The organism is Actinomadura sp. 9N407 (assembly GCF_044326315.1).
Lineage (GTDB): Bacteria > Actinomycetota > Actinomycetes > Streptosporangiales > Streptosporangiaceae > Spirillospora.
The window spans coordinates 189,985-208,747 of the sequence record NZ_JBIRAW010000001.1 but is presented as its reverse complement, the minus strand read 5'-3'; the positions used below and the strand labels follow the sequence as shown (position 1 = coordinate 208,747).

Genomic DNA, 18,763 nt, shown 5'->3' with positions numbered 1-18,763 from the left:
GCGTCAGTCCCCTCGCGACTCGGAGATCAGGTCGCGGAGCGCGGCGCGCAGCTCGGGGGCGTTGGAGAAGTGCGCGTCCAGCTGCCGTACCGACAGCCATCGCCCCGTCACCGAGCGCGCCCAGGTCTCCAGCGCGGGCTCGCCGACCCCGCGCCGCCTCAGCCGCAGCACGACCTCCATCAGCTCGTTGCGCTGCGCGACCTCCGTACCGCGCACCGGGGACCGGCCGGAACGTGCCCGGCCCGGCAGGCCCGCGGTCCAGAGCGCGCCGAGCCGCGAGCGCACCTGGCCGCTGACGGCGGCCAGCAGCTCCGCACGGAAGCCGGGGCCGCGCTCGGCCAGCCGCCCGGCGGCGGCGGCGAGCACGTCGTCGGCCAGCCGCGCCGACGCCCCGGCGGTGGTCAGGGCCTTCGCGGCCTGCTCGCCCCCTTCCGCCGTGACCGCTTCGGCGTACGCCTGGATCACGGCGGCGCCGAGGGCCGCCTCACCGTCGTCCGGAAGCGTCGAGCGGACGCGCGCCGCCAGCCGCAGCGTCGCCTGCGCGCACAGCGCCCCGTCGCCCTCGGCGGCCAGGCGCGCGAACGCCCGCGACGGCAGCGCGGCGAGCGACGGGAACGCCGCGAGCGCGTCCTCGTGCAGCTCCAGCAGCGTCAGGCACTCGGAGGCGGACGGAGGTGCCTTCCAGACCTCGGCGAGCGCGCGGTCGACGTCCTCGGTGGCGAGGTGGAGCAGTTCGCCGGTGACCGTGAGCCTGCGTTCGGTACGGCGCCGGCCGACCGACACCAGCACCGGCAGCGCGACCGCGGGGAAGGCCCTGAGCCGTTCGAGGTCCTCGTACAGCAGGTCGCAGGCGTCCGGGGTGAGCACCGCCCGCCGCGCTTCGCGTCCGGCCTCCGCGAGTCCGGCCAGGCAGCCGTCCAGCAGCGGCCCGCGCGACCCGTCGGGGACGCGTGCAAGCGCGCCCGGCAGCCCGGCGGCCCCGTCGCGGACGCAACGCGCTGCCGCCTCCCGCACCTCGGACGCCTCGATCCCGGCTCCCGTACGGGACGCGGTGACGGCGATCCGCGCCACCTCGTCCAGATCGGGAGCCGCCGCGAGCGCCGCCGCGATCGCCTGGACGGGACCGGCGCCGCCCGTGACACCGGCGGCCTTGGCATGGCCGTGCACGATCAGGGCGAGATCGACGCCCATCGCCGACGTGCCTCCGGCCAGGTCGCGCCAGACCCACTCGGGGACCTCGTCGCCGCGCCCGGCCAGCAGCGTGGCGACCGCGCCCTCCTCCTCCGCCGTGACCGTACGGTCGCCCCGGCACAGCGACAGCAGCGCCGCCGCCTGGTCCAAGACCTCGGGCGGCGCTGCGGGCGCGGGCGGTGCCAGCTCGCCCAGTGCGTCGAGCCCGGCGAAGTCGAAGTCGCGCCAGCAGCCGGCGACCGTACGGGCGAAACGGCTCACCGCACCCTCCCGGCGCCGTCCCCCGGCGATGTGGAACGCGTGGTCGGTGAGGCGCTGGGCGGCGCCCCACACGTCCGGGGTCGTGCCCACCAGCCGCTGGGCCGCGCTGTCCGGATCGGCGCTGTAGGTGACGAACGACATCCGGGCCGCCGCGGCGACCGGCAGCGAGTAGGAGACCACCGCGATCCAGCGCGCGATCGGCTCCACGTCGTCGGCGACGAGCACGACCCGTCCATGCCCCCGCGCCATGACCTCCGCCACGGCGTCCATCAGGTGCGCGAGCAGGCCGTACGCGCCGTCCTGCGTGCTCAGCCACCCCGCCAGCGATTCGGGATCGAAACCGTCGCCGGGGGCGAGGTCCTCCAGGAGCGGGAGGTCCGCGTCCTTCAACGGCCCGTCGGTCCACAGGGGGGAGTGCCACAGCTCGGCGGGACGCAGCCCTTCCAGCTCCTCCTCCTCGGCCACGACCGCGTGCGCGAAGAAATTGCCGTACCGGCCCGAATAGTCCTGGCCGAGGTAGCGGCACCGCAGCAGCAACGGCCGTTCGGCGACCCTGTCGTACAGGAGTGCCACAGGGAAGCGGTCGAGTTCACTGTCATCGGGGGACAGCGGGGCCTCGGGCGGGGGACGGTACGACAGGTACGGCGTCACGTCCGCGCGCGCGCCGTCCGGCAGCCCCGGCGTCTCCGCCACGAACTGGAAACCGGCCCGTCCCGTTGGCCCGCGCCTAGCCGATGTGTAGTGCAACTGCCAGGCCACCTGGGTCACGCCCCCTGTGAGGACGAATCGTCCCCCGGCCGGAGCCCGTCGAGCATCCCGAACTTGTAGAGCAGCCACAGCAACGGATCCTCGGCCCTGTACGGCCGCACGCCGCCCGCCCCCACCCGTCCATCCTCGGGGATCCCGCCCAGCGCGGAGATGCCGAACAGCGCGTGATCGGCGTACTGCTGGCCCAGGTACGTGTCGAGCTGGCCCGCCTCCCACTCGTGCAGCAGCGCCCGTACCTGCGCGTCCACGCCCTCCCTGTCGTCCAGGTCCAGGACACCGGTGCCACCGCGCGAGCGGTGCAGCGCCGACTGCCGCATCAGCGCCGGCCGCAGCACGTCGATCTTCGTCAGCGCCACCGCGACCGGGACCGGCAGCCGCTCGCCGGGCTTGGACCCGTGCCGCGCGCGCAGTGCCTCGGTGACCCGGGCGATGATGTTGATCGGCTCGCTGTCGGGATCGTCGCCCGGCGCGTCCGGCAGCCCTGGCGCGCCCTCCAGCAGCGCCGACCGCGCGCCCGGCAGCTCCAGCGGATCGACGAGGAAGATGACCGCGTCCGCCGCCTCCAGATACCGCAGATGCAGGTCGCGGACCTCGCGGCTGCGCAGATCCTCGCCCGCCGTGTCGAACAGCACCAGGGCGAGCGAGTCGTTCCGCGACCGCCCCAGCCGTCCCGCCGCGAACCGCGACCGCCGCGTGCGGGTGAGCAGGTAGACCAGCGGCTCGCGCGGCGTGGTCGCGGCGCTGGCCGTCGTCGGCAGCAGCCGCCGCTGCTCCAGCAGGGGCCGCGCGAAGTCGCGCTTGTAGCGCTCGATCGTCCGGTCGTCGCAGGCCACCAGCGAGGCGTCCAGCTCGGTCCCGACCCGGTTCATCAGCTCGTGCAGCAGCACCGCGATATAGGTGCTCTTGCCCGCGTTCTTGGCCCCGACCAGCGCGACGATCCGGCCGGGGGAGTCGACGTACGCCGGCGGCAGCGGGTTGTGGCACTCCGGGCAGACCCGGTTGCCCGTGAGCTGACCGCAGTCGGGACAGTCCGCGCGCCCCTTGCGTCCCGGCGCCGCGAAGACCGGCGGCAGGGACGCACCGGCCGTCGACCCCAGATAGTCGGCCAGCTCCTTGTCGAGCACGGGTTCGCACCCCTGCCGCCGTCCCGCGCGCCCCCGGCACCGGAACGGGATCCGCTGCGACGCCACCACCGCGAAGCAGTACGGACAGGTCAGGCCCTGCCGAGCGCGCGCGCTTGGAAGCTGCACCCGGGACGCTAGCGACACGGCTTCCCACCCTCACTGAACGGCATCGTCACCTCGAGCTCTGCAAGCGCCGGACCGGCGGATCGCGCAGTTCGATGACATCATCCTCGGCGAAGCACCGCAGCCAATGTTCTCTTCCCGCAGAGCCGTCGGCGCCCTTCGGCAATGACACCGACAACTCGCCCGGCACCGGGACCTGCTCCCAGTCGCCGACCGTCTCGCCGTCCCCGGCCCGGTGCGGCATCACCCGCCCGGCCCGCCGTACCAGCACGAGCCGCCGGATCCGCAGTGGCTTCCCGCACGTCAGCCGGATCGTCAGCGACCGCCGCCACGGCGGCCCGACCCGTTCCACGTCGTAGTGAACGAGAACGCGCGCCCCCACCTCGGCCCTTACCGGCGGCCCCGTGACCAGCGCACCGCCCATGGTCCCCGCCGACGCCACCGACACCTCGACCGGCAGCTCCTCGGGCACCGGCACCCGGATCCCGCCCTGGGTGTCGTACGCCGCGCGCGTGACGATCTCCCGCTCGGGCTCCCCGTCGTTCTCCCGGCTCGGCAGCGCCGAGGGGGCCGCGCCCACCCGGTAGGCGATCTCCACCTCCGCCACGTCCGCGGGCCAGTCGAACCCCACATGCACATGCGCGCCCCGCCGCTCGGCCACCAGGCGCTGCGGCGGCGGCAGATGGACGTGCCGGTGGTACGCCCCGATCGCCGCCGATCCCTCGGCCACCGTCACCGCGAGCAGCCAGCCGCCCGCCCCGGGCCGTACGGTCAGGCCGTCCGCCACCGGAGTCCCCGCGACCCGCCGGCTCGCCCGCCGCACCTCCTCCAGCGGAACCACAGCGCTGCGCGGCCAGGGCGGCGAACGGTCCAGCAGCACCAGCTCCGGAACACCATGCCGGGGCCGCTCGAACCGCACCCGCAGCGTGGCCGGATCGGCCGGATCGGGCTCGGCGGCCAGCTCGTACACCGGCTCCGGTGGCGCGCTCGGCGTCACCGATGCGCTCACCCCCGGCGTGACCGCCTCCCGGCCCTCCCCGTCCAGGTAGACGGCACGGATCCGGTAGTGGTGCGTCGTCCCGTTGGGCACCTCGTCCCGGAAACCCTCGCGGCCCGCCGGCACGTTCCGCCCGTCCCGTACGACCTCGACCCGCGCCGCCTCCGCCGGGCACCGCCACCGCCCGGTCACCACGCCGTCGCCCGGGACCAACTCCACCTCGCCCGGCTCCGGCCGTACGACCACGGGCCCCGCCACCGCGGGCTCGGCCGCCGCGTCGCCCCGTACCGCGACCACTCCGTAGAACAGCGGCACGTTGACCGGCGGCCGGTCGTCCCGCGCCCCCGCGATCCGCTCCCCGTCACCGGCCGTACGAGGCGGCCGCCCGTCCCGCCGTACGACCAGGTAGGCCACCTCGCCCGCCGTCGACGGCGACGGCGGCCACGACAGCCGCACCACCGCGTCGTCGACATCGGCGCGCACCCGGCCGACCGGCCGCGGCGCCAGCCGCCGCTGATGCTCCTGTACCCCCGGCAGATCACGGACCAGCTGCAACGCGTCGGCCAGCAGCAGCCACGCCCGGTCCGGATCCGCCTCGGCCACCGCGTGCTCGCGGAGCCGTACGGCCGTGTCCACCCGGTGCCGGGCCTCGGCCGCCAGCACGCCCGCGGTCTCGTCCTCCGGCTCGGACGCCTCGGCCAGCTCCGCCGCCGCGTACACCTCGCCCGCGTCCAGCAGCGCCCGCAGCCGTCCCGCCAGCCCCCCTCCGGGCCCGGCCTCCCGCAACACCGAGAACACCAGCCGATGGGCGTCGTCGGGCTCGATGCCCAGATCCTCCACCGCGTACCGCAGCAGCGCCCGGTCCGAGGCCCGCTGCCCCAGCCGCTCCCGCAGCCGCTCGGCGACGTCGTACCGCACCAGCTCGGTCAGGTCCGCACCCGACTTCAGCGCCGCCAGCACCGTGTCCGCATGCGTCGTACTGGTGTCACGGCTCCGCCGCGCCCAGGCCGCCGTCGTCGCCGCGATCGCCTCCGCGTCCAGCCGCAGCGCCTCGCCTTTCGGCCCCGGCGCCGCGAACCCCGCCGCCACCCGCATCGGCCCGCGCATCCGCCCGCCGAACACGAAGTCGGCCAGATGCCGCCGCCCCAGCACCTCCAGCGACTCGCGCACCTTCCGGTACGCCGCGTACGGCGCCGAGGCCGGCAGCCGGTCGGGCTCCCGGATCGCGATCGAGTCGGCCTCGGCCAGCGACTCCAGCTCCGCCCGCGCCACCCCGGCCGTACGCGCGATCCCCTCCACCTCGGCCGGCGTCACCATCCGCAGCATCCCCGCCGCGTCCGCGAGCCGCGCCCGCGCCTGCCCCCGCCGCGCCCGGGTCCGCTCCTCGCCCCCGCGCAGCCGCTCGGCCAGCGGCCGCAGATCGCCCCGCTCGGCCGCCTGGAACAGCGGCGCCAGCTCCCGGTGCTCGGCCTCCAGCCGGTCGATCAGCTTGCGGTACTTCAGCTGCCCCCGCGCCCGCCGCCAGCACTGCCGGACCTCCTTGACCCGCGCCGCCACCACGGCCGACGTCAGCGGATCCGGCAGCCCGTACCGCACCCGCAGATCCTCCGGCGGCTGATCCCCGGCCGCCCGAGCCGGCTCCAGCACCTCCCGCTGATACTCAAGATCAGTGTTCATGGCCTCGCTTCGCTCGGCGGCGCTCTACCCATGGGCTCGCCTCCGCTCGCCGGCTCGCGGCCCTTTGACGCACCGCCTTCCCTCCTCGCTTCAGTCGCTCGTTCCTCGCTCCCCGCGCTCGTCAGTCCAGGCGGCGCGGGGCCGCTCGCAGTCCAGTGGAGGCGGGGCCGCTCGCGTGCATCCTGGGGTCAGGTGATCTGGACTTGGGAGAGGGCTCGGCGGGACTTCTCGACCTCCTCCTCGGACATTCCGCCGACGTCGACCTTGAGCTCCAGGCGTTCGCCGGTCTCCTTCTCGACGGCGGTGACGTTGAGCAGGCCGGAGGAGTCGAGGGCGAAGGTGACCTCGATGGGCCAGCCGGCCTTCTTGCCCGCCGGGACGCGGATGTCGCCGGTGGCGATCTCGGAGTTGTCGATGAGCTCGAGGGACTCCACGCTGCCGGCCTGCTCCATCACCCGGATGTCGGCGGAGGTCTGGTCGTCGTAGACGGTGAAGAAGTCCTCGCTCTTGGCGGCGGGCAGCTCGTCGTTGGCGTGTACGAGGTGGGCGACGTGCTCGGCGCCGGTCTCGCGGTCGACGACGACGATGCCGAAGGCGTGCGAGGCCACCGTCTTGATCTGGCGGGCGGCGATCTGGGCCTGCTGGTCGGTGGACAGGCCGGCCCGGCCGGCCATCTCCTCGGCCTGGTCGCGGTCGCCGGCGGCCAGCAGCCGCCGGTAGGTCTCCTCGAACGCGTAGAGCGCGGCGCCCTTGGCGACCGCGAGGTCGGGGTCCTGGAGGCGGGGGCGCATGCTGAGCTCGTTCTCCAGGCGCGCGGCCACCGCGGGCATCTTGGTGGAGCCGCCCACCAGGACCAGGTCGTCGTAGTTGTCGACGCCCTTGTCGGCGGCGGTGCCGAGGGTACGGCCGGTGATCTCTATGGTCCGGTCGAGTAGGTCCCTGGTGATCTCCTCCAGCTTCTCGCGGGTCACCTCGACGGACGCCACCCGGCCGCCGTGCGTCACCCGGACGGTGTGCGCGGTACGGGTCGTCAGGGCCTTCTTGACGTCCTCGGCGTCCCGGCGGAGCTGCTGCTCGGTCTGCTTGTCCTCCAGCGGGTCGCCGGCGTCGGCGTGCTCGGCGCGGAACCGCTCGACCAGGTACTCGACCAGGCGCGCGTCCCAGTCGGCGCCGCCCAGCTCGTGGTCGCCGTCGGTGCAGACGACCTCGATGTGCCCGCCGCGCAGGGTGATGACGGTGGTGTCGAACGTGCCGCCGCCCAGGTCGTACACCAGGATCGTGCGGTCGGTGTCGGGGTTGAGGACCCCGTAGGTGATCGCGGCGGCGATCGGCTCGGAGACGATGTCGATGACGTTGAGCCCGGCGATCCGGCCCGCCTTGCGGGTGGCGTCGCGCTCGGCCGCGCCGAAGTAGGCGGGCACGGTCACGACGACGTCGCGGGCCTCGTCGCCGGTGGAGGTGCGGGCGTCGGTGGCGAGCTTGTGCAGGATGAACGCCGACACCTCCTCGGGCGTGTAGTCGAACCCGTTGATCTGCCGGCGGACGTCGCGGCCCATGTCCCGCTTGATCAGGCTGACGACGTTGTCGGGCTCCAGTACGGCGGTGTCCTTGGCGGTCGCGCCGACCACCACGTTGTCGCCGCTCTCGAAGTACACGACGGACGGGGTGGTGTCGGTGCCCTCCAGATTGCGCAGCACCGCCGGCCGTCCCACATCGTCGATGGAGGCAATGCAGGAGTAGGTCGTTCCCAGATCGATCCCGTAGACGGCCATCAGAGTCGCGCGGCGCCGCGGCGGAGGCCGTGACGCTGGTCGCGCTCGCTCCCTTCCAGGTGTCGGTGGCGCGGGAGGTCCCGCAGGTCGCGGGCTCGGCGGGGGTCGAGCCTCAGGGTCCGGGCTTCATCGTCTCGTCTCGTCCCGCCTCGTGCAGGCCACTTGACCTGTCCGTGGCAAGAGGTTCCGGTCCGGTGTCGGGGGCTTTGCCGACACCGACCTCGGCCTTGCGCACCACCCGGCCGTCGCGTTCGAAGCCGTGGGTGCGCACGGTGACGACGGTGCCGGCGGCGGCGGGATCGGTGACGGTCTCGACGGAGACCGGGCGGTGCCGGGTGGAGTCGTACGGCTCGCCGGGCTCGACGGTGTACCGCTCCACGCCGGTACGGGCCAGCGCGTCGGCGACCTCGTCGGCGACCGCGGTGAGCAGCGCCGCGGCGTGCGCGGGGTCGGGGGGCTCGGCGGCGGCCCAGTGCTCGGCCTCGCGCCCGACCATGTCGTGCAGGCGGTAGAGGGCGGCGCGGACGGGCTCGAACGCGGACTGCAGCTCGCCGCGGCGCAGGCCCTGGTTCTCCTCGTGCAGGCGGTCGATGACCGTCTCGCGGTGCGCGGCCCGCTCGTGCTCGCGCTCCAGCCGCTTGGTGAGCGCCGCCAGCGCCTCCATGATCTCGTCCCGAAGGTCATCGCCGGGCGGGGACGGCACGTCCTCGCCGGTGGCAGGGGGCGATGGCTCCGCGGGGGCGGAGCCCTCGTTGACTGGGGGGTCCGGGGCGCTCGACACGTGCAGTTACCTTAATGGCCCGCTTGGGGTGAGCATAGAGCCCGCGCGGGCCGTTTCCTAGGTGTGTCCCCGCCGGTCATGCGGTTTCTTAACGCGGACATGGCGGGGTAACACGATGGAAACGATGGTGTCCCACGGTGGGAGGCCATTGTTCGACTACGGGAGGTGGCCATGTTGCTGCGGATTCGGGTGAGATTGCCCGACCGGCCGGGATCGCTGGGCAAGGTGGCCCGCCTGCTGGGCGCCGCGGGGGCGGACGTGGTGCAGATGGCGGTGCTGGAGCGCGACAACGGCCGGGCGCTGGACGACTTCACCGTCGTCTGGCCGGCCGGGGCCGACACCGGGCGGCTGCGCGACGGGCTGGCGTCGGTGCCGGGCGTGGAGACCGTCGGGATCTGGACGACGGCCGAGCCGCACGGGGCGTTCCCGGACGCGGCGCTGATCGGGCAGCTGGCGGCCGATCCGGGACGGGGCGCGGTGACGCTGGCGGACGCGGTCCCGGCGCTGCTGAGCGCCGACTGGGCGGGGCTGGCCCGGACGGGTCCGGAACGGGCCGCGCTGGTGCACGCGAGCGTGGGCGGGCTGGCGGACGCGGAGCTCGCGGACCTGGAGCCGGTACGGCCGAGGGCGTTCACGGCTGGGGACGGGACGGAGTACGCGATCTGCCCCGTACAGGATCTGGTCCTGGTGGTGGCCCGCAGGGACGCGCCGCCGTTCCACCGCAGCGAGGTCTTCCGGCTCGCCCAGCTGGTCGGGGCGGCCGAGGCGGTGCTCGGCGTGCGGGCCCTGGGCGGTTCCAGCGGTTCGGGCGGCCCGCCGCCAGGGGGCGATCTGGTACGGAGTTCTTGATTTTGGTACGGAGTTCTTAATACGGATGAAACCGGTTAGATGCCGCGAGCGTCTACTTTGAGGGACATGGCCCCTCGGTGCGGACCCCCGGCGCGGCCGCGCCGGGGGTCATTTCTCTTCCGGCTCCCCGAGCAGCGCCAGGACGGCGCCGAGGTCGGTGAGCCCCGCGTCCGAGCCGAGCCCCTGCGCGACGATCGACGCGGTGGCGGCGCCCCAGCGCGCGCACTCCAGCGCCTCCTTGCCGTGCACCAGGCCGGTGATGAACCCGGCGCAGTACGCGTCGCCGCAGCCGGTGGTGTCGACGACCTCGACCTCCAGCGCCGGGATCCGCCGCGTACCGCCGGCGTCGACGAGCAGGCTGCCCTCCGCGCCCATCGTCACCACGACGGCCTTGGGACCCTGGACGAGCAGCGAGTACGCGGCCTGCTCGGCGTCGGTCTCGCCGGTCATCGCCTGCGCCTGCTCGAGGTTGGGCAGGAAGTAGTCGACCAGCGGCAGGAACGCCCGGGCCCCGAGGATCAGGTCGGGCATGCCCGACAGCAGATCCATCGTGATGACCGTCCCGGCGTCCCGCGCGGCCGAGAGCATCGCGAAGAACGCCGGGTCGTTCAGCCCGAACGTGACGTCCGGGCCGCCCAGGTGCACGACGTCGGCGGCGGTGAGCAGGCCGGGCTCGACCGCGCCGGGCGACAGCGTGAGGTTGGCGCCGGGCGCGTGGAACGAGGGGCGCCCGCCGTCCGGCCGGATCGGCAGGATCGAGGCGGCCGTCTGGTCGGCGGTCCGCCGCACCAGGCCGCTCACGTCCACGCCGTGCCGGGACATGACCGCGACCAGCAGGTCGCCGAGCTCGTCGTCGCCGATGGCGCCGACCGAGACCACCTCGTTGCCGAGCTTGGCCAGGGCCACCGCGGTGCCGGCCGCGGCGCCGGCCGCGGTGACCCGGATCCGCTCCACGACCACGGTGTCCTGGCCGGGCGGGATCTCCGTCACCGGGCGGGCGAGGACGTCGACGATGTGCGCCCCGAGCGTCACGACGGCCATGGCGGCTCCCTCTCTTGATCGTTGGGGCCGTAGCGTACGCCCTGCGGACCGGTGGATCGGAAAGGTGGACGCGATGAAACTGGCGGACGAGCGCGCGGAGCTGTGCGGGATCGGCCGGAAGATGGCCGGAACCGGGCTGGTGTCGGGGGCGAGCGGCAACATCAGCGTGCGCGCGGGCGATCTGGTCGCGGTGACGCCGTCCGGGATGATGCTGGACCGGATGGCCCCGGAGGACTGCCCGGTCCTGGACCTGGACGGGCACCTGGTCGAGGGGGAGCGGGTCCCGTCGTCCGAGACGCCGATGCATCTGGCGATCTACGAGGCCACCGGCACGAACGCGATCGTGCACACCCACTCCACGTACGGCGCGGTGGTCGCGACGACCATGACCGAGCTGCCCCCGATCCACTACAACACCCTGGTCCTGGGCGGCGTGGTCAAGGTCGCCGAGTACGCCACGTACGGGACGCCCGAGCTGGCGGCCAACGTCCGCGCCGCGATGGAGGGCGGCATCGGGGGCGGCGGCATGCACGCGGCCCTCATGGCCAACCACGGCGGCGTCACCATCGGCGGCGACCTGGAGCAGGCGTACGAGAACGCCGTCCTGCTCGAATGGCTCTGCGGCGTCTACGTCCGCGCCCGCACGATCGGCGAACCCCGCGTCCTGACCGACGAGGAGCTCCACCAGGTCATCGAACGCGGCCTGACCCCGCCCCACTACCCGCGCAGGTAGCCGGAGCCGTACCGGCGTGACAGGCTGCTGCCGTGCCCCGGCTCACACCTGACGACGCGCTGCACCGCCTGGAGACGGCCCCGGTCGTACGGCTGGCCACCGCCGACGAACACGGCCGCCCGCACCTGGTCGCCGTGACGTTCGCGGTACGCAAGGGGACCGTCTACACCGCCGTGGACCACAAGCCGAAGAGCACCCGCGACCTCAAGCGCCTGGACAACATCCGCGCCAACCCGCACGTGTCGCTCCTGGCCGACCACTACGAGGACGACTGGGAGCGCCTGTGGTGGGTCCGGGTGGACGGTCACGCCCACATCATCGAGGACCGGGCCCAGATGGCCGAGCCCGTCGCGCTGCTGGCCGAGCGCTACCACCAGTACCGCGACCACCCGCCCGAAGGCCCCGTCATCGCGATCGTCATCGACCGCTGGACGGGCTGGGCGGCCGCTTAGTCCCAGGCCTGGCCGATCCTCGTCAGGATGCCGGCGTACTCGATCCGCGCCGCCCACTCCGCGGGCCAGGCGTCCATCCCGAGATGGGCGCCCGCGAAGGCCCCGGCGAGGCAGGCGATCGAGTCGGAGTCACCGGAACTGGCGGCACCGCGCCAGATCGCCGAGACGGGCTCGTCCGGGAACAGCAGGAACGCCAGCAGCCCGGTCGCGAACGCCTCCTCGGCGATCCACCCGGCCCCGGTCGCCTCGCAGGGGTCGGCGCCGCGATCGGGACGCGCGAGCGCGGCGTCCAGCCGGTCCAGGACGCCCAGGCACTCGTCCCACCCGTAGGAGATGTAGTCCTCGGGCGTCTTGACGCCCCAGCGCGACCAGAGGTCGCCCAGCCACCTCTCGTGGTACGTGCCGCGCTGCTCATGGGCGCGCTCACGCAGCGCTCCGGGGAGGTCGGCCGGAGCCATGCCCTCGCGAAGCCACCACACGGTGAACGCGGTCAGATCACTGGCGGCCAGACCCGTCGGGTGCCCGTGCGTCATCGCGGCCTGGAGCTGTGCCGCGCCCGCCCGCTGCTCGTCGTCCAGCCCCGGCGCCAGGCCCACGGGCGTGACCCGCATGTTGGCCCCGCAGCCCTTGGAGTTGTGCTGCGTCGCCTCCAGCCAGGGCCGGCCCTCCTCCAGGCCCCGGCAGGCCCGCAGGCACGTACCGCCCGGCGCGCGGTTGTTGTCGGGGCTGATCAGCCAGTCGACGAAGCGGCGCCGCCACATCGGCGTGATCAGATCCGGCGTGAACGGCGGGTTCTCCAGCGCGTCCAGCAGCCCGAGCGCCACCGCGATCCCCATCTGGGTGTCGTCGGTGACCAGCGCCGGGTTCCCGGACGGCTCGCGCGGGCCGTCCTCGCCGAAGCGCCGCCGGATCTGCTTCATGTCGAGGAACTCGGTGGGGGCGCCGAGCGCGTCCCCGTACGCCAGCCCGAAGATGCTCCCGCTCGCCAGTGAAGTCCGCATCGGCCCAGCCTAGAGCGGGAAACGGCTCAGATGCCGACAAGCTCCGCAAGCCGCCCCCGGTGCCGCGCCGGCGGCCCGAACAGCTCCTGCGACGACTTGGCCCGCTTGAAGTACAGGTGGGCGTCGTGCTCCCAGGTGAAGCCGATCCCGCCGTGCAGCTGGATGGTCTCGCCGGCCACCTCGAAGAAGGCGTCCGAGCAGTACGCCTTGGCCAGCGCCGCCGCCGCGGGCAGCTCGCCCGGGCTCTCGTCGGCGACCAGCGCCGCCTGCAGCACGGCCGAGCGCGCCGACTCCACCAGCACGAACATGTCCGCGCACCGGTGCTTGATCGCCTGGAACGACCCGATCGGGCGGCCGAACTGGTGCCGGACCTTGACGTACTCGACGGTCATCTCCATGGCCCGCTGCGCCCCGCCGAGCTGCTCGGCGGCCAGCGCGACGGCCGCCACGTCCAGCGCGTGCGCCAGGACGGGCGCCGCCTGCGCCTCGATCAGCCGCGCGGGCACCGCCGTGAAGTCGAGCCGCGCCAGCTTGCGCGTCTGGTCGAACGTGGGCAGCGCCGTCCGCACCAGGCCCTGAGCGTCCCCGTCCACCGAGAACAGCGCCAGGCCGTCCTCGCCCTGCGCGACCACCAGCACGAGGTTCGCGACATGCCCGTCCAGCACGTACGACTTCGTCCCGTCCAGGACCCAGCCGTCGCCCTCGCGGCGCGCCGCCATGGCCACCGACTCCGGGTCCCAGCTCTGGCCCTCGGTCCAGGCGAGCGTCGCGATCGTGCCGCCCTCGGCGATCCCGGGCAGCAGCTCCCGCTTGGCGTCCTCGTTCCCCGTCCCCAGCAGCGCGGCCGCGGCCACCAGCCCGGACAGGTACGGCGCGCACACCACCGCGCGGCCCATCTCCTGCATGATGATCGAGACCTCGCGCATCCCGAAGCCCGCGCCCCCGTACTCCTCGGGGATCGCCATCGACTGCAGGCCGAGCTGCCCGGCCATCTGCTCCCAGACCGCCGGGTCGTACCCCTCGGCGGTCTCCATCAGGCGGCGCACCTCGGCCCCGGACGACTTGTCGCCGAAGAACCGCCGCAGCGCGTCCCGCAACTCTTCCTGCTCCTCGGTCACCGCGAGCTTCATCAGCAACTTCCCGTTCTGCCAAACAGATGTTTGTTAGATAAGTCTGCCGCACACCGTCCCGGGAAAACCAGCCGGGTCCCGTTAGGCTGATATCGAGCGACGTCGAAACCACGTTCTGTATGCGAAAGGTGGCGCTCTGTCTCTGAACTCGTCCGCACGAGGAAGGGAGCAGGGCATGGCAGTGATGGCTCTTGAACCGCAGACGCAGGAGGACACTCTCCTCGAAGGCTTCCTCGCCCTTGAGACCCCCGAGGGCTTCCGAGCGGAGCTGATCGATGGAGAGATCGTCGTGACACCACCCCCCGGCGGACCGCACGAGCACAACACGGCAAAGATCATCTCGCAGCTGACCAGGAACAGCCCCGTCGAGCTCGACGTGTCCGGGCACAAGGGGCTGGCCATCCCCAGCCGCGAGAAGGACGGTACCCCGGGGCGGCTGATCCCGGACCTCACCATCGCGCTCGGCGAGCAGGACCTGTACGGCGAAGCCACCTCCTGGATGTCCCCGGAGGGGGTCGTCATGGTGGTCGAGGTGACCTCCACCCGCGCCGAACGGGATCGCGAGGAGAAGCGGCGCTGCTACGCGCGGGCGAAGATCGCCCACTACCTGCTGGTGGACCGAGGGCAGCAGGTCGTCACCCTCTTCAGCGAGCCGGAGGACGGCGACTACCACGCGACCGTGTGGGTGCCGTACGGCAAGGCCCTGGCGTTGCCGGAGCCGTTCGATTTCGAGCTGGACACCTCCAGGTTCATCTGATCGGGGCCGTCACGGGGCCCAGTCGTGGGGGCCCAGGACGAAGCCGCCCTCCGTGGAGTGCAGGTGGTTCGCCGAGGTCAGGTGGCCGAGGGCGGCCCAGATGTCCTCTTCCGGGTGGTCGATCAGCCGCTTGAGCGTGTCGATGTCGGCCGCGCCGCCGTCCTTGTCGATCTCGGCGACCGTCTCGTACACCAGGAGCTCGAAGTCCGTCAGTTCCTGGACGTCGCCGCGTTTCTCATCCATGGGGTCGGCATGCCCGTTCTGGGTCAGCCGTAGCGCTTGAGCTCGTGAAAGAAGTCCGGGACGGTCTGCAGGGCACCGGACGAGGCGACCTCGTCGTAGACGTACTTGGCCACGGCCAGGTCCAGGACGCCCAGGCCGAACGGGGAGAAGACGATCGGGCGGTCGGTGGGCGGGGTGGCCGCGCCGGTCAGCACGTCGTAGAGGGTGCCGGCCACGAAGTCGCGGTTTCCGGTGCGCTGCTCGGCCAGGTGGGGCGAGGTGTTCGCCTTCAGGCAGTGGTCCACGTCGTCGACGACGTTGTACGCGGACAGGATGATCTCGGGGGACAGGTCCCGCAGCGAGATGTGCAGTACCAGCGGGTTGTGCCCGAACCAGGCGGGGTCGGTGACGTGCGGCTCGCCCGCGATGGTGGCGAAGACGACCAGGTCGGACGAGCGGATCAGGTCCTCGGGCTTGTCGTGGATGGTGACCGGGCCGGATTCGGTACGTTCCAGGTAGCCCTTGAAGCCCTCGGCGTGCTCGTGGCTGAGGTCGTGCACGCCCAGCCCGGTGAACGTGAAGCCGTTCCCGGCCAGGTAGGTGTGCAGGTAGCGGGCGATCAGGCCGACGCCGACGAAGCCGACCCGCAGCTCGCGGCGCTCGGTGAGCGCGGTGGCGGCCAGGGCGGCGGACGCGGCCGTCCGGGCGGCGCTGATGATCGAGCTCTCCAGGCAGGCGAACGGGTAGCCGGTCTCGGCGTCGTTCAGGATCAGCACGGCCGAGGCGCGGGGCAGGCCGGCGGCGACGTTGCCGGGGAAGCTGGAGATCCACTTGATCCCGTGCACGCCGACCGGGCCGCCGACCGAGGCGGGCAGCGCGATGATCCGCGAGGACGGGCGGTCGGGGAAGCGCAGGAAGTAGGAGTCGGGGTTGACGGTCGCGCCCTCGCCGTGCAGCCGGTAGGCGGCCTCGACCATGCGGGTGACCCGCTCCTCGCGGCCGCCGATCGCCTCGTGGACCTGGGCTCCGGAGATGACGGCGAAGGTGGGCGGCTGGGTCATGGGACGGTGATCTCCTGGACGTCGGTGCCGGGCAGGTCGAGCTCGGCCAGGATGTGGCCGAAGTTGGCGCGCAGCCAGCTCTCCTCGTAGATCGAGTCGAGGTAGCGCTCGCCGAGGTCGGGGGCGATGGCCACGGCCACCGGCTCCTCGCCGGGGTACTTCTCCTCCAGCCAGCGGGCCGCGCCCGACACCACGGTGCCGGTGGAGCCGCCGAACAGGAAGCCGTGCGACGAGAGCCGGTGCACGGTACGGATCGTGTCGTCCTCCGGTACGTGCACGACGTCGTCGATGTACGACTCGTCCACGAGTTCGGGGCGGCGGCTGGTGCCGAGGCCGGGGACCATCCGGCGCTCGGGGATGCCGCCGAAGGTGACCGAGCCGACGGCGTCGACGGCCACGATCGTGACCGGGCGGCGGTGCTCGCGGAACCAGCGGGCGCAGCCCATCAGCGTGCCGGTGGTGCCGGCGCCGACGAACAGCACCTCGAGGTCGGGGAAGCTGTCGGCGATGGCCGGGGCGGTGCCCGCGTAGTGCGCCTTCCAGTTGCCGGCGTTGCCGTACTGGTTGAGCCAGACGTAGCGGTCGCTGGTCGCGCACAGGTCGCGGACGTACCGGATCCGGCTCTCCAGGAACCCGCCGTTGGCGTCCTGGGTGGCCACCACCCGCACCTCGGCGCCCAGCGCCCGCATCAGCCGTACCGAGGCCGGATTGCACCGCGGGTCGGTGATGCACAGGAAACGGTGACCCTTCGCGGCGGCGATGATGCTCAGCGCTATCCCGAGGTTGCCCGAGGAGGATTCGATGATCACCGAGCCGGGCGTGAGCAGCCCCTCACGCTCCGCCGCGCCGACCATCTCGGCGGCCGCCTTGAGCTTGACCGAACCAGCGAAATTGAACCCCTCGCACTTGAGATAGATGGGGAAGCCGAGGATCGTCCTGAGGTCCACGTAAAGGTCCTCGACGTTGAACTCCTGCGGCGCGGAGATGATGGGCACGCTGCCACCCTCGAATGAATGACAATTTGTTAGTGTGGTGGTCTTCCTCGCCATTCCCCACTGTTTCTGATCGAACATGGCGGAGCCTCACCGTACCTTCGGGCTTCGGACCTCGCAACCCTTGATTACTCATTGGTAGCGCGAAATCGCTGGTCCGGGCATAAGCTATGGCGGCCGACTCCGAGAGTGCCGATTTCTTGATGACGGTGCAGAAGTTCTAGATCACGGAGAGTAATCATGAATGCTCGTGGACGTGTGGACGAGAGGCTGCCCGGCCGGGCGGAGCTGCCCGTGGTCGGCATCGCCGCGGCCGAGGCGGCCCGCGCCGTGGAGCTGGCCGCACGGCACGGCCTGAGCCGCGAGCAGGCCGTCGACCTGGCCGATCCCGTGATCGCGCGGGTGGAGCGGATCGCCGCCGAGCGCGACCGTCCCGCCGTGGCCGACGACGTCCGGACGCTGTCGTACGGGGAGTTGGCCGCCGAGGCGCGCCGCCTGGCCACGCTGCTGGAGCGGGAGGGCGCCGGGCCCGGCGTCGTGGTGGGCGTCGGCGGCGAGCGCTGCGCCACGGTGGTCGCCGCGTTCCTGGCGATCGAGCTGGTCGGCGCCCTGTACGTGCCCGCCGACCCGACCTGGCCGGCGGGCCGGGTCCGCGACGTGCTCGACCAGGCCGGGGCGCCGCTGCTGCTGACCGTGGACGAGGGGCCGTCCGCGCCCGATCTGCTGGCCGGCGCGGCCCAGGCGGGCTGCCGGATCGTCCGGGCCGCGGCCGCCGCGGGCTGCGAGCCGTGGCGGGGACCGGCCCGGCTGGACTCCCTTGACCAGCCCCGATACGTGCTCTTCACGTCCGGGTCCACCGGCCGGCCCAAGGGCGCGGTGGTCGAGCACCAGGGCATGATCAACCACCTGTACGCCAAGATCGTCGACCTGGAGCTGACCGGCGCCGACGCGGTGGCCCAGACCGCCCCGCTGGGCTTCGACATCTCGGTCTGGCAGATGCTCTGCCCGCTGCTGACCGGCGGCCGGGTGGTGGTGATCGGCGACGCGACCGGGCACGATCCGGTGGCCCTCGCGCGGGCCGTGGCCGAGCGGGACGTCACGGTCGTCGAGCTGGTCCCCACCATGGTCCGGCACCTGCTGGACGACCTGGGCGGCGAGCGGGAGGCGCTGGCCGGGCTGCGCTGGATGATCGCGACCGGCGAGGAGCTGCCGGCCGAGCTGGCCCGCCGCTGGATCGCGGCGATGCCGGGCGCGGGGCTGCTGAACGCCTACGGCCCCACCGAATGCTCCGATGACGTGACCCATCACCGCGTGACGGCCGGTGACCTGGGCCTTCTCCGGCTGCCGATCGGTTCGCCGATCATCAACGCGCAGCTGTACGTGCTGCGCCGCGACGAGCGGGACGGCGACGGGGACGACGGCTGGACGGCGTGCGGCATCGGCGAGACGGGCGAGCTGTTCGTCGGCGGCGTGTGCGTGGGCCGCGGCTACCTGGGCGATGTCGAGCGCACCCGGGACGCCTTCTACCAGGACCCCTTCGGCGACGGCCCCACCGGCCGGCTCTACCGGACCGGCGACGCGGTACGGCTGCTGCCGCCCGGCGCCGGTGGCGAGGACCGTCCCACCCTGCAGTACCTGGGCCGGGTGGACCGCCAGGTGAAGATCTCCGGGGTCCGGATGGAGCTGGGCGAGATCGAGGCCGTCCTGCAGCGGCACCCGTCGGTGGGCGCCGCCGCCGTGGTGGTGCACGACTATCCCGGCCGGTAAATCCCACCCAGTGGGACTTCGGTGACGCAGGGTGAGCGCAGTGGCCGAAAAGGGTGGCCAACCA

General features: G+C 73.0%; 16 protein-coding genes. 5 read left to right on the top strand and 11 right to left on the bottom strand.

Annotated features, from left to right (window positions below; genetic code table 11):
* Positions 1-3 precede the first annotated feature (3 nt).
* The 5 genes from ACH34Q_RS00820 to ACH34Q_RS00800 all read right to left on the bottom strand — a co-directional run bounded on the left by ACH34Q_RS00820 (position 4) and on the right by ACH34Q_RS00800 (position 8,694).
* The gene (locus tag ACH34Q_RS00820; RefSeq protein WP_395981065.1) at positions 4-2,211 is read right to left on the bottom strand and encodes a hypothetical protein; all 2,208 of its coding nucleotides are present in this window, start codon (positions 2,209-2,211) and stop codon (positions 4-6) included.
* A gap of 5 nt (positions 2,212-2,216) precedes the next feature.
* The gene (locus ACH34Q_RS00815; RefSeq protein ID WP_395980709.1) at positions 2,217-3,344 is read right to left on the bottom strand and encodes a hypothetical protein; all 1,128 of its coding nucleotides are present in this window, start codon (positions 3,342-3,344) and stop codon (positions 2,217-2,219) included.
* Between the two features lie 172 nt (positions 3,345-3,516).
* The gene (locus ACH34Q_RS00810; RefSeq protein ID WP_395980708.1) at positions 3,517-6,141 is read right to left on the bottom strand and encodes a hypothetical protein; all 2,625 of its coding nucleotides are present in this window, start codon (positions 6,139-6,141) and stop codon (positions 3,517-3,519) included.
* 188 nt (positions 6,142-6,329) lie between these two features.
* Positions 6,330-7,913 (bottom strand): Hsp70 family protein, encoded by a 1,584-nt coding sequence (locus ACH34Q_RS00805; RefSeq protein WP_395980707.1) that lies wholly within the window; start codon positions 7,911-7,913, stop codon positions 6,330-6,332.
* Between the two features lie 112 nt (positions 7,914-8,025).
* The gene (locus ACH34Q_RS00800; protein ID WP_395980706.1) at positions 8,026-8,694 is read right to left on the bottom strand and encodes a nucleotide exchange factor GrpE; all 669 of its coding nucleotides are present in this window, start codon (positions 8,692-8,694) and stop codon (positions 8,026-8,028) included.
* A 171-nt stretch (positions 8,695-8,865) separates the two neighbouring features.
* On the opposite strand from ACH34Q_RS00800, the gene ACH34Q_RS00795 reads away from it, so the two are divergent.
* The gene (locus ACH34Q_RS00795) at positions 8,866-9,543 is read left to right on the top strand and encodes an ACT domain-containing protein (protein ID WP_395980705.1); all 678 of its coding nucleotides are present in this window, start codon (positions 8,866-8,868) and stop codon (positions 9,541-9,543) included.
* Between the two features lie 108 nt (positions 9,544-9,651).
* Here the strand turns inward: ACH34Q_RS00795 and ACH34Q_RS00790 are convergent, their stop codons facing one another.
* A complete protein-coding gene (locus tag ACH34Q_RS00790; RefSeq protein WP_395980704.1) occupies positions 9,652-10,584 on the bottom strand; it encodes a carbohydrate kinase family protein in 933 nt (310 codons plus the stop codon).
* A gap of 73 nt (positions 10,585-10,657) precedes the next feature.
* Here ACH34Q_RS00790 and ACH34Q_RS00785 point away from each other — a divergent pair, with 73 nt between their 5' ends.
* Positions 10,658-11,317: a class II aldolase/adducin family protein gene (locus tag ACH34Q_RS00785; protein ID WP_395980703.1), complete on the top strand. Its 660-nt coding sequence runs from the start codon at positions 10,658-10,660 to the stop codon at positions 11,315-11,317.
* Between the two features lie 32 nt (positions 11,318-11,349).
* Positions 11,350-11,769, top strand: a complete 420-nt coding sequence (locus tag ACH34Q_RS00780) for a TIGR03668 family PPOX class F420-dependent oxidoreductase (RefSeq protein ID WP_395980702.1) — start codon at positions 11,350-11,352, stop codon at positions 11,767-11,769.
* On the opposite strand, the gene ACH34Q_RS00775 is transcribed toward ACH34Q_RS00780, so the two are convergent.
* The gene (locus ACH34Q_RS00775; protein WP_395980701.1) at positions 11,766-12,770 is read right to left on the bottom strand and encodes an ADP-ribosylglycohydrolase family protein; all 1,005 of its coding nucleotides are present in this window, start codon (positions 12,768-12,770) and stop codon (positions 11,766-11,768) included. The genes ACH34Q_RS00780 and ACH34Q_RS00775 overlap by 4 nt on opposite strands.
* Before the next feature lie 26 nt (positions 12,771-12,796).
* Positions 12,797-13,900 (bottom strand): acyl-CoA dehydrogenase family protein, encoded by a 1,104-nt coding sequence (locus ACH34Q_RS00770; protein ID WP_395980700.1) that lies wholly within the window; start codon positions 13,898-13,900, stop codon positions 12,797-12,799.
* A gap of 175 nt (positions 13,901-14,075) precedes the next feature.
* Between ACH34Q_RS00770 and ACH34Q_RS00765 the strand changes: the two genes are divergently transcribed.
* Positions 14,076-14,657, top strand: coding sequence for a Uma2 family endonuclease (locus tag ACH34Q_RS00765; RefSeq protein WP_395980699.1), 582 nt, complete (start codon positions 14,076-14,078; stop codon positions 14,655-14,657).
* A 9-nt stretch (positions 14,658-14,666) separates the two neighbouring features.
* Here the strand turns inward: ACH34Q_RS00765 and ACH34Q_RS00760 are convergent, their stop codons facing one another.
* From ACH34Q_RS00760 to sbnA, 3 genes are read right to left on the bottom strand one after another with little or no spacing between them, the layout of a single operon-like run.
* Positions 14,667-14,900 (bottom strand): hypothetical protein, encoded by a 234-nt coding sequence (locus ACH34Q_RS00760; protein WP_395980698.1) that lies wholly within the window; start codon positions 14,898-14,900, stop codon positions 14,667-14,669.
* Between the two features lie 23 nt (positions 14,901-14,923).
* Positions 14,924-15,940 (bottom strand): 2,3-diaminopropionate biosynthesis protein SbnB, encoded by a 1,017-nt coding sequence (gene sbnB / locus ACH34Q_RS00755; protein ID WP_395980697.1) that lies wholly within the window; start codon positions 15,938-15,940, stop codon positions 14,924-14,926.
* Positions 15,937-16,935: a 2,3-diaminopropionate biosynthesis protein SbnA gene (sbnA, locus tag ACH34Q_RS00750; RefSeq protein ID WP_395980696.1), complete on the bottom strand. Its 999-nt coding sequence runs from the start codon at positions 16,933-16,935 to the stop codon at positions 15,937-15,939. The genes sbnB and sbnA overlap by 4 nt, the downstream gene beginning before the upstream one ends.
* Positions 16,936-17,172: 237 nt before the next feature.
* Between sbnA and ACH34Q_RS00745 the strand changes: the two genes are divergently transcribed.
* Positions 17,173-18,699, top strand: a complete 1,527-nt coding sequence (locus ACH34Q_RS00745) for an amino acid adenylation domain-containing protein (protein ID WP_395980695.1) — start codon at positions 17,173-17,175, stop codon at positions 18,697-18,699.
* The last annotated feature ends 64 nt before the right edge of the window (positions 18,700-18,763 follow it).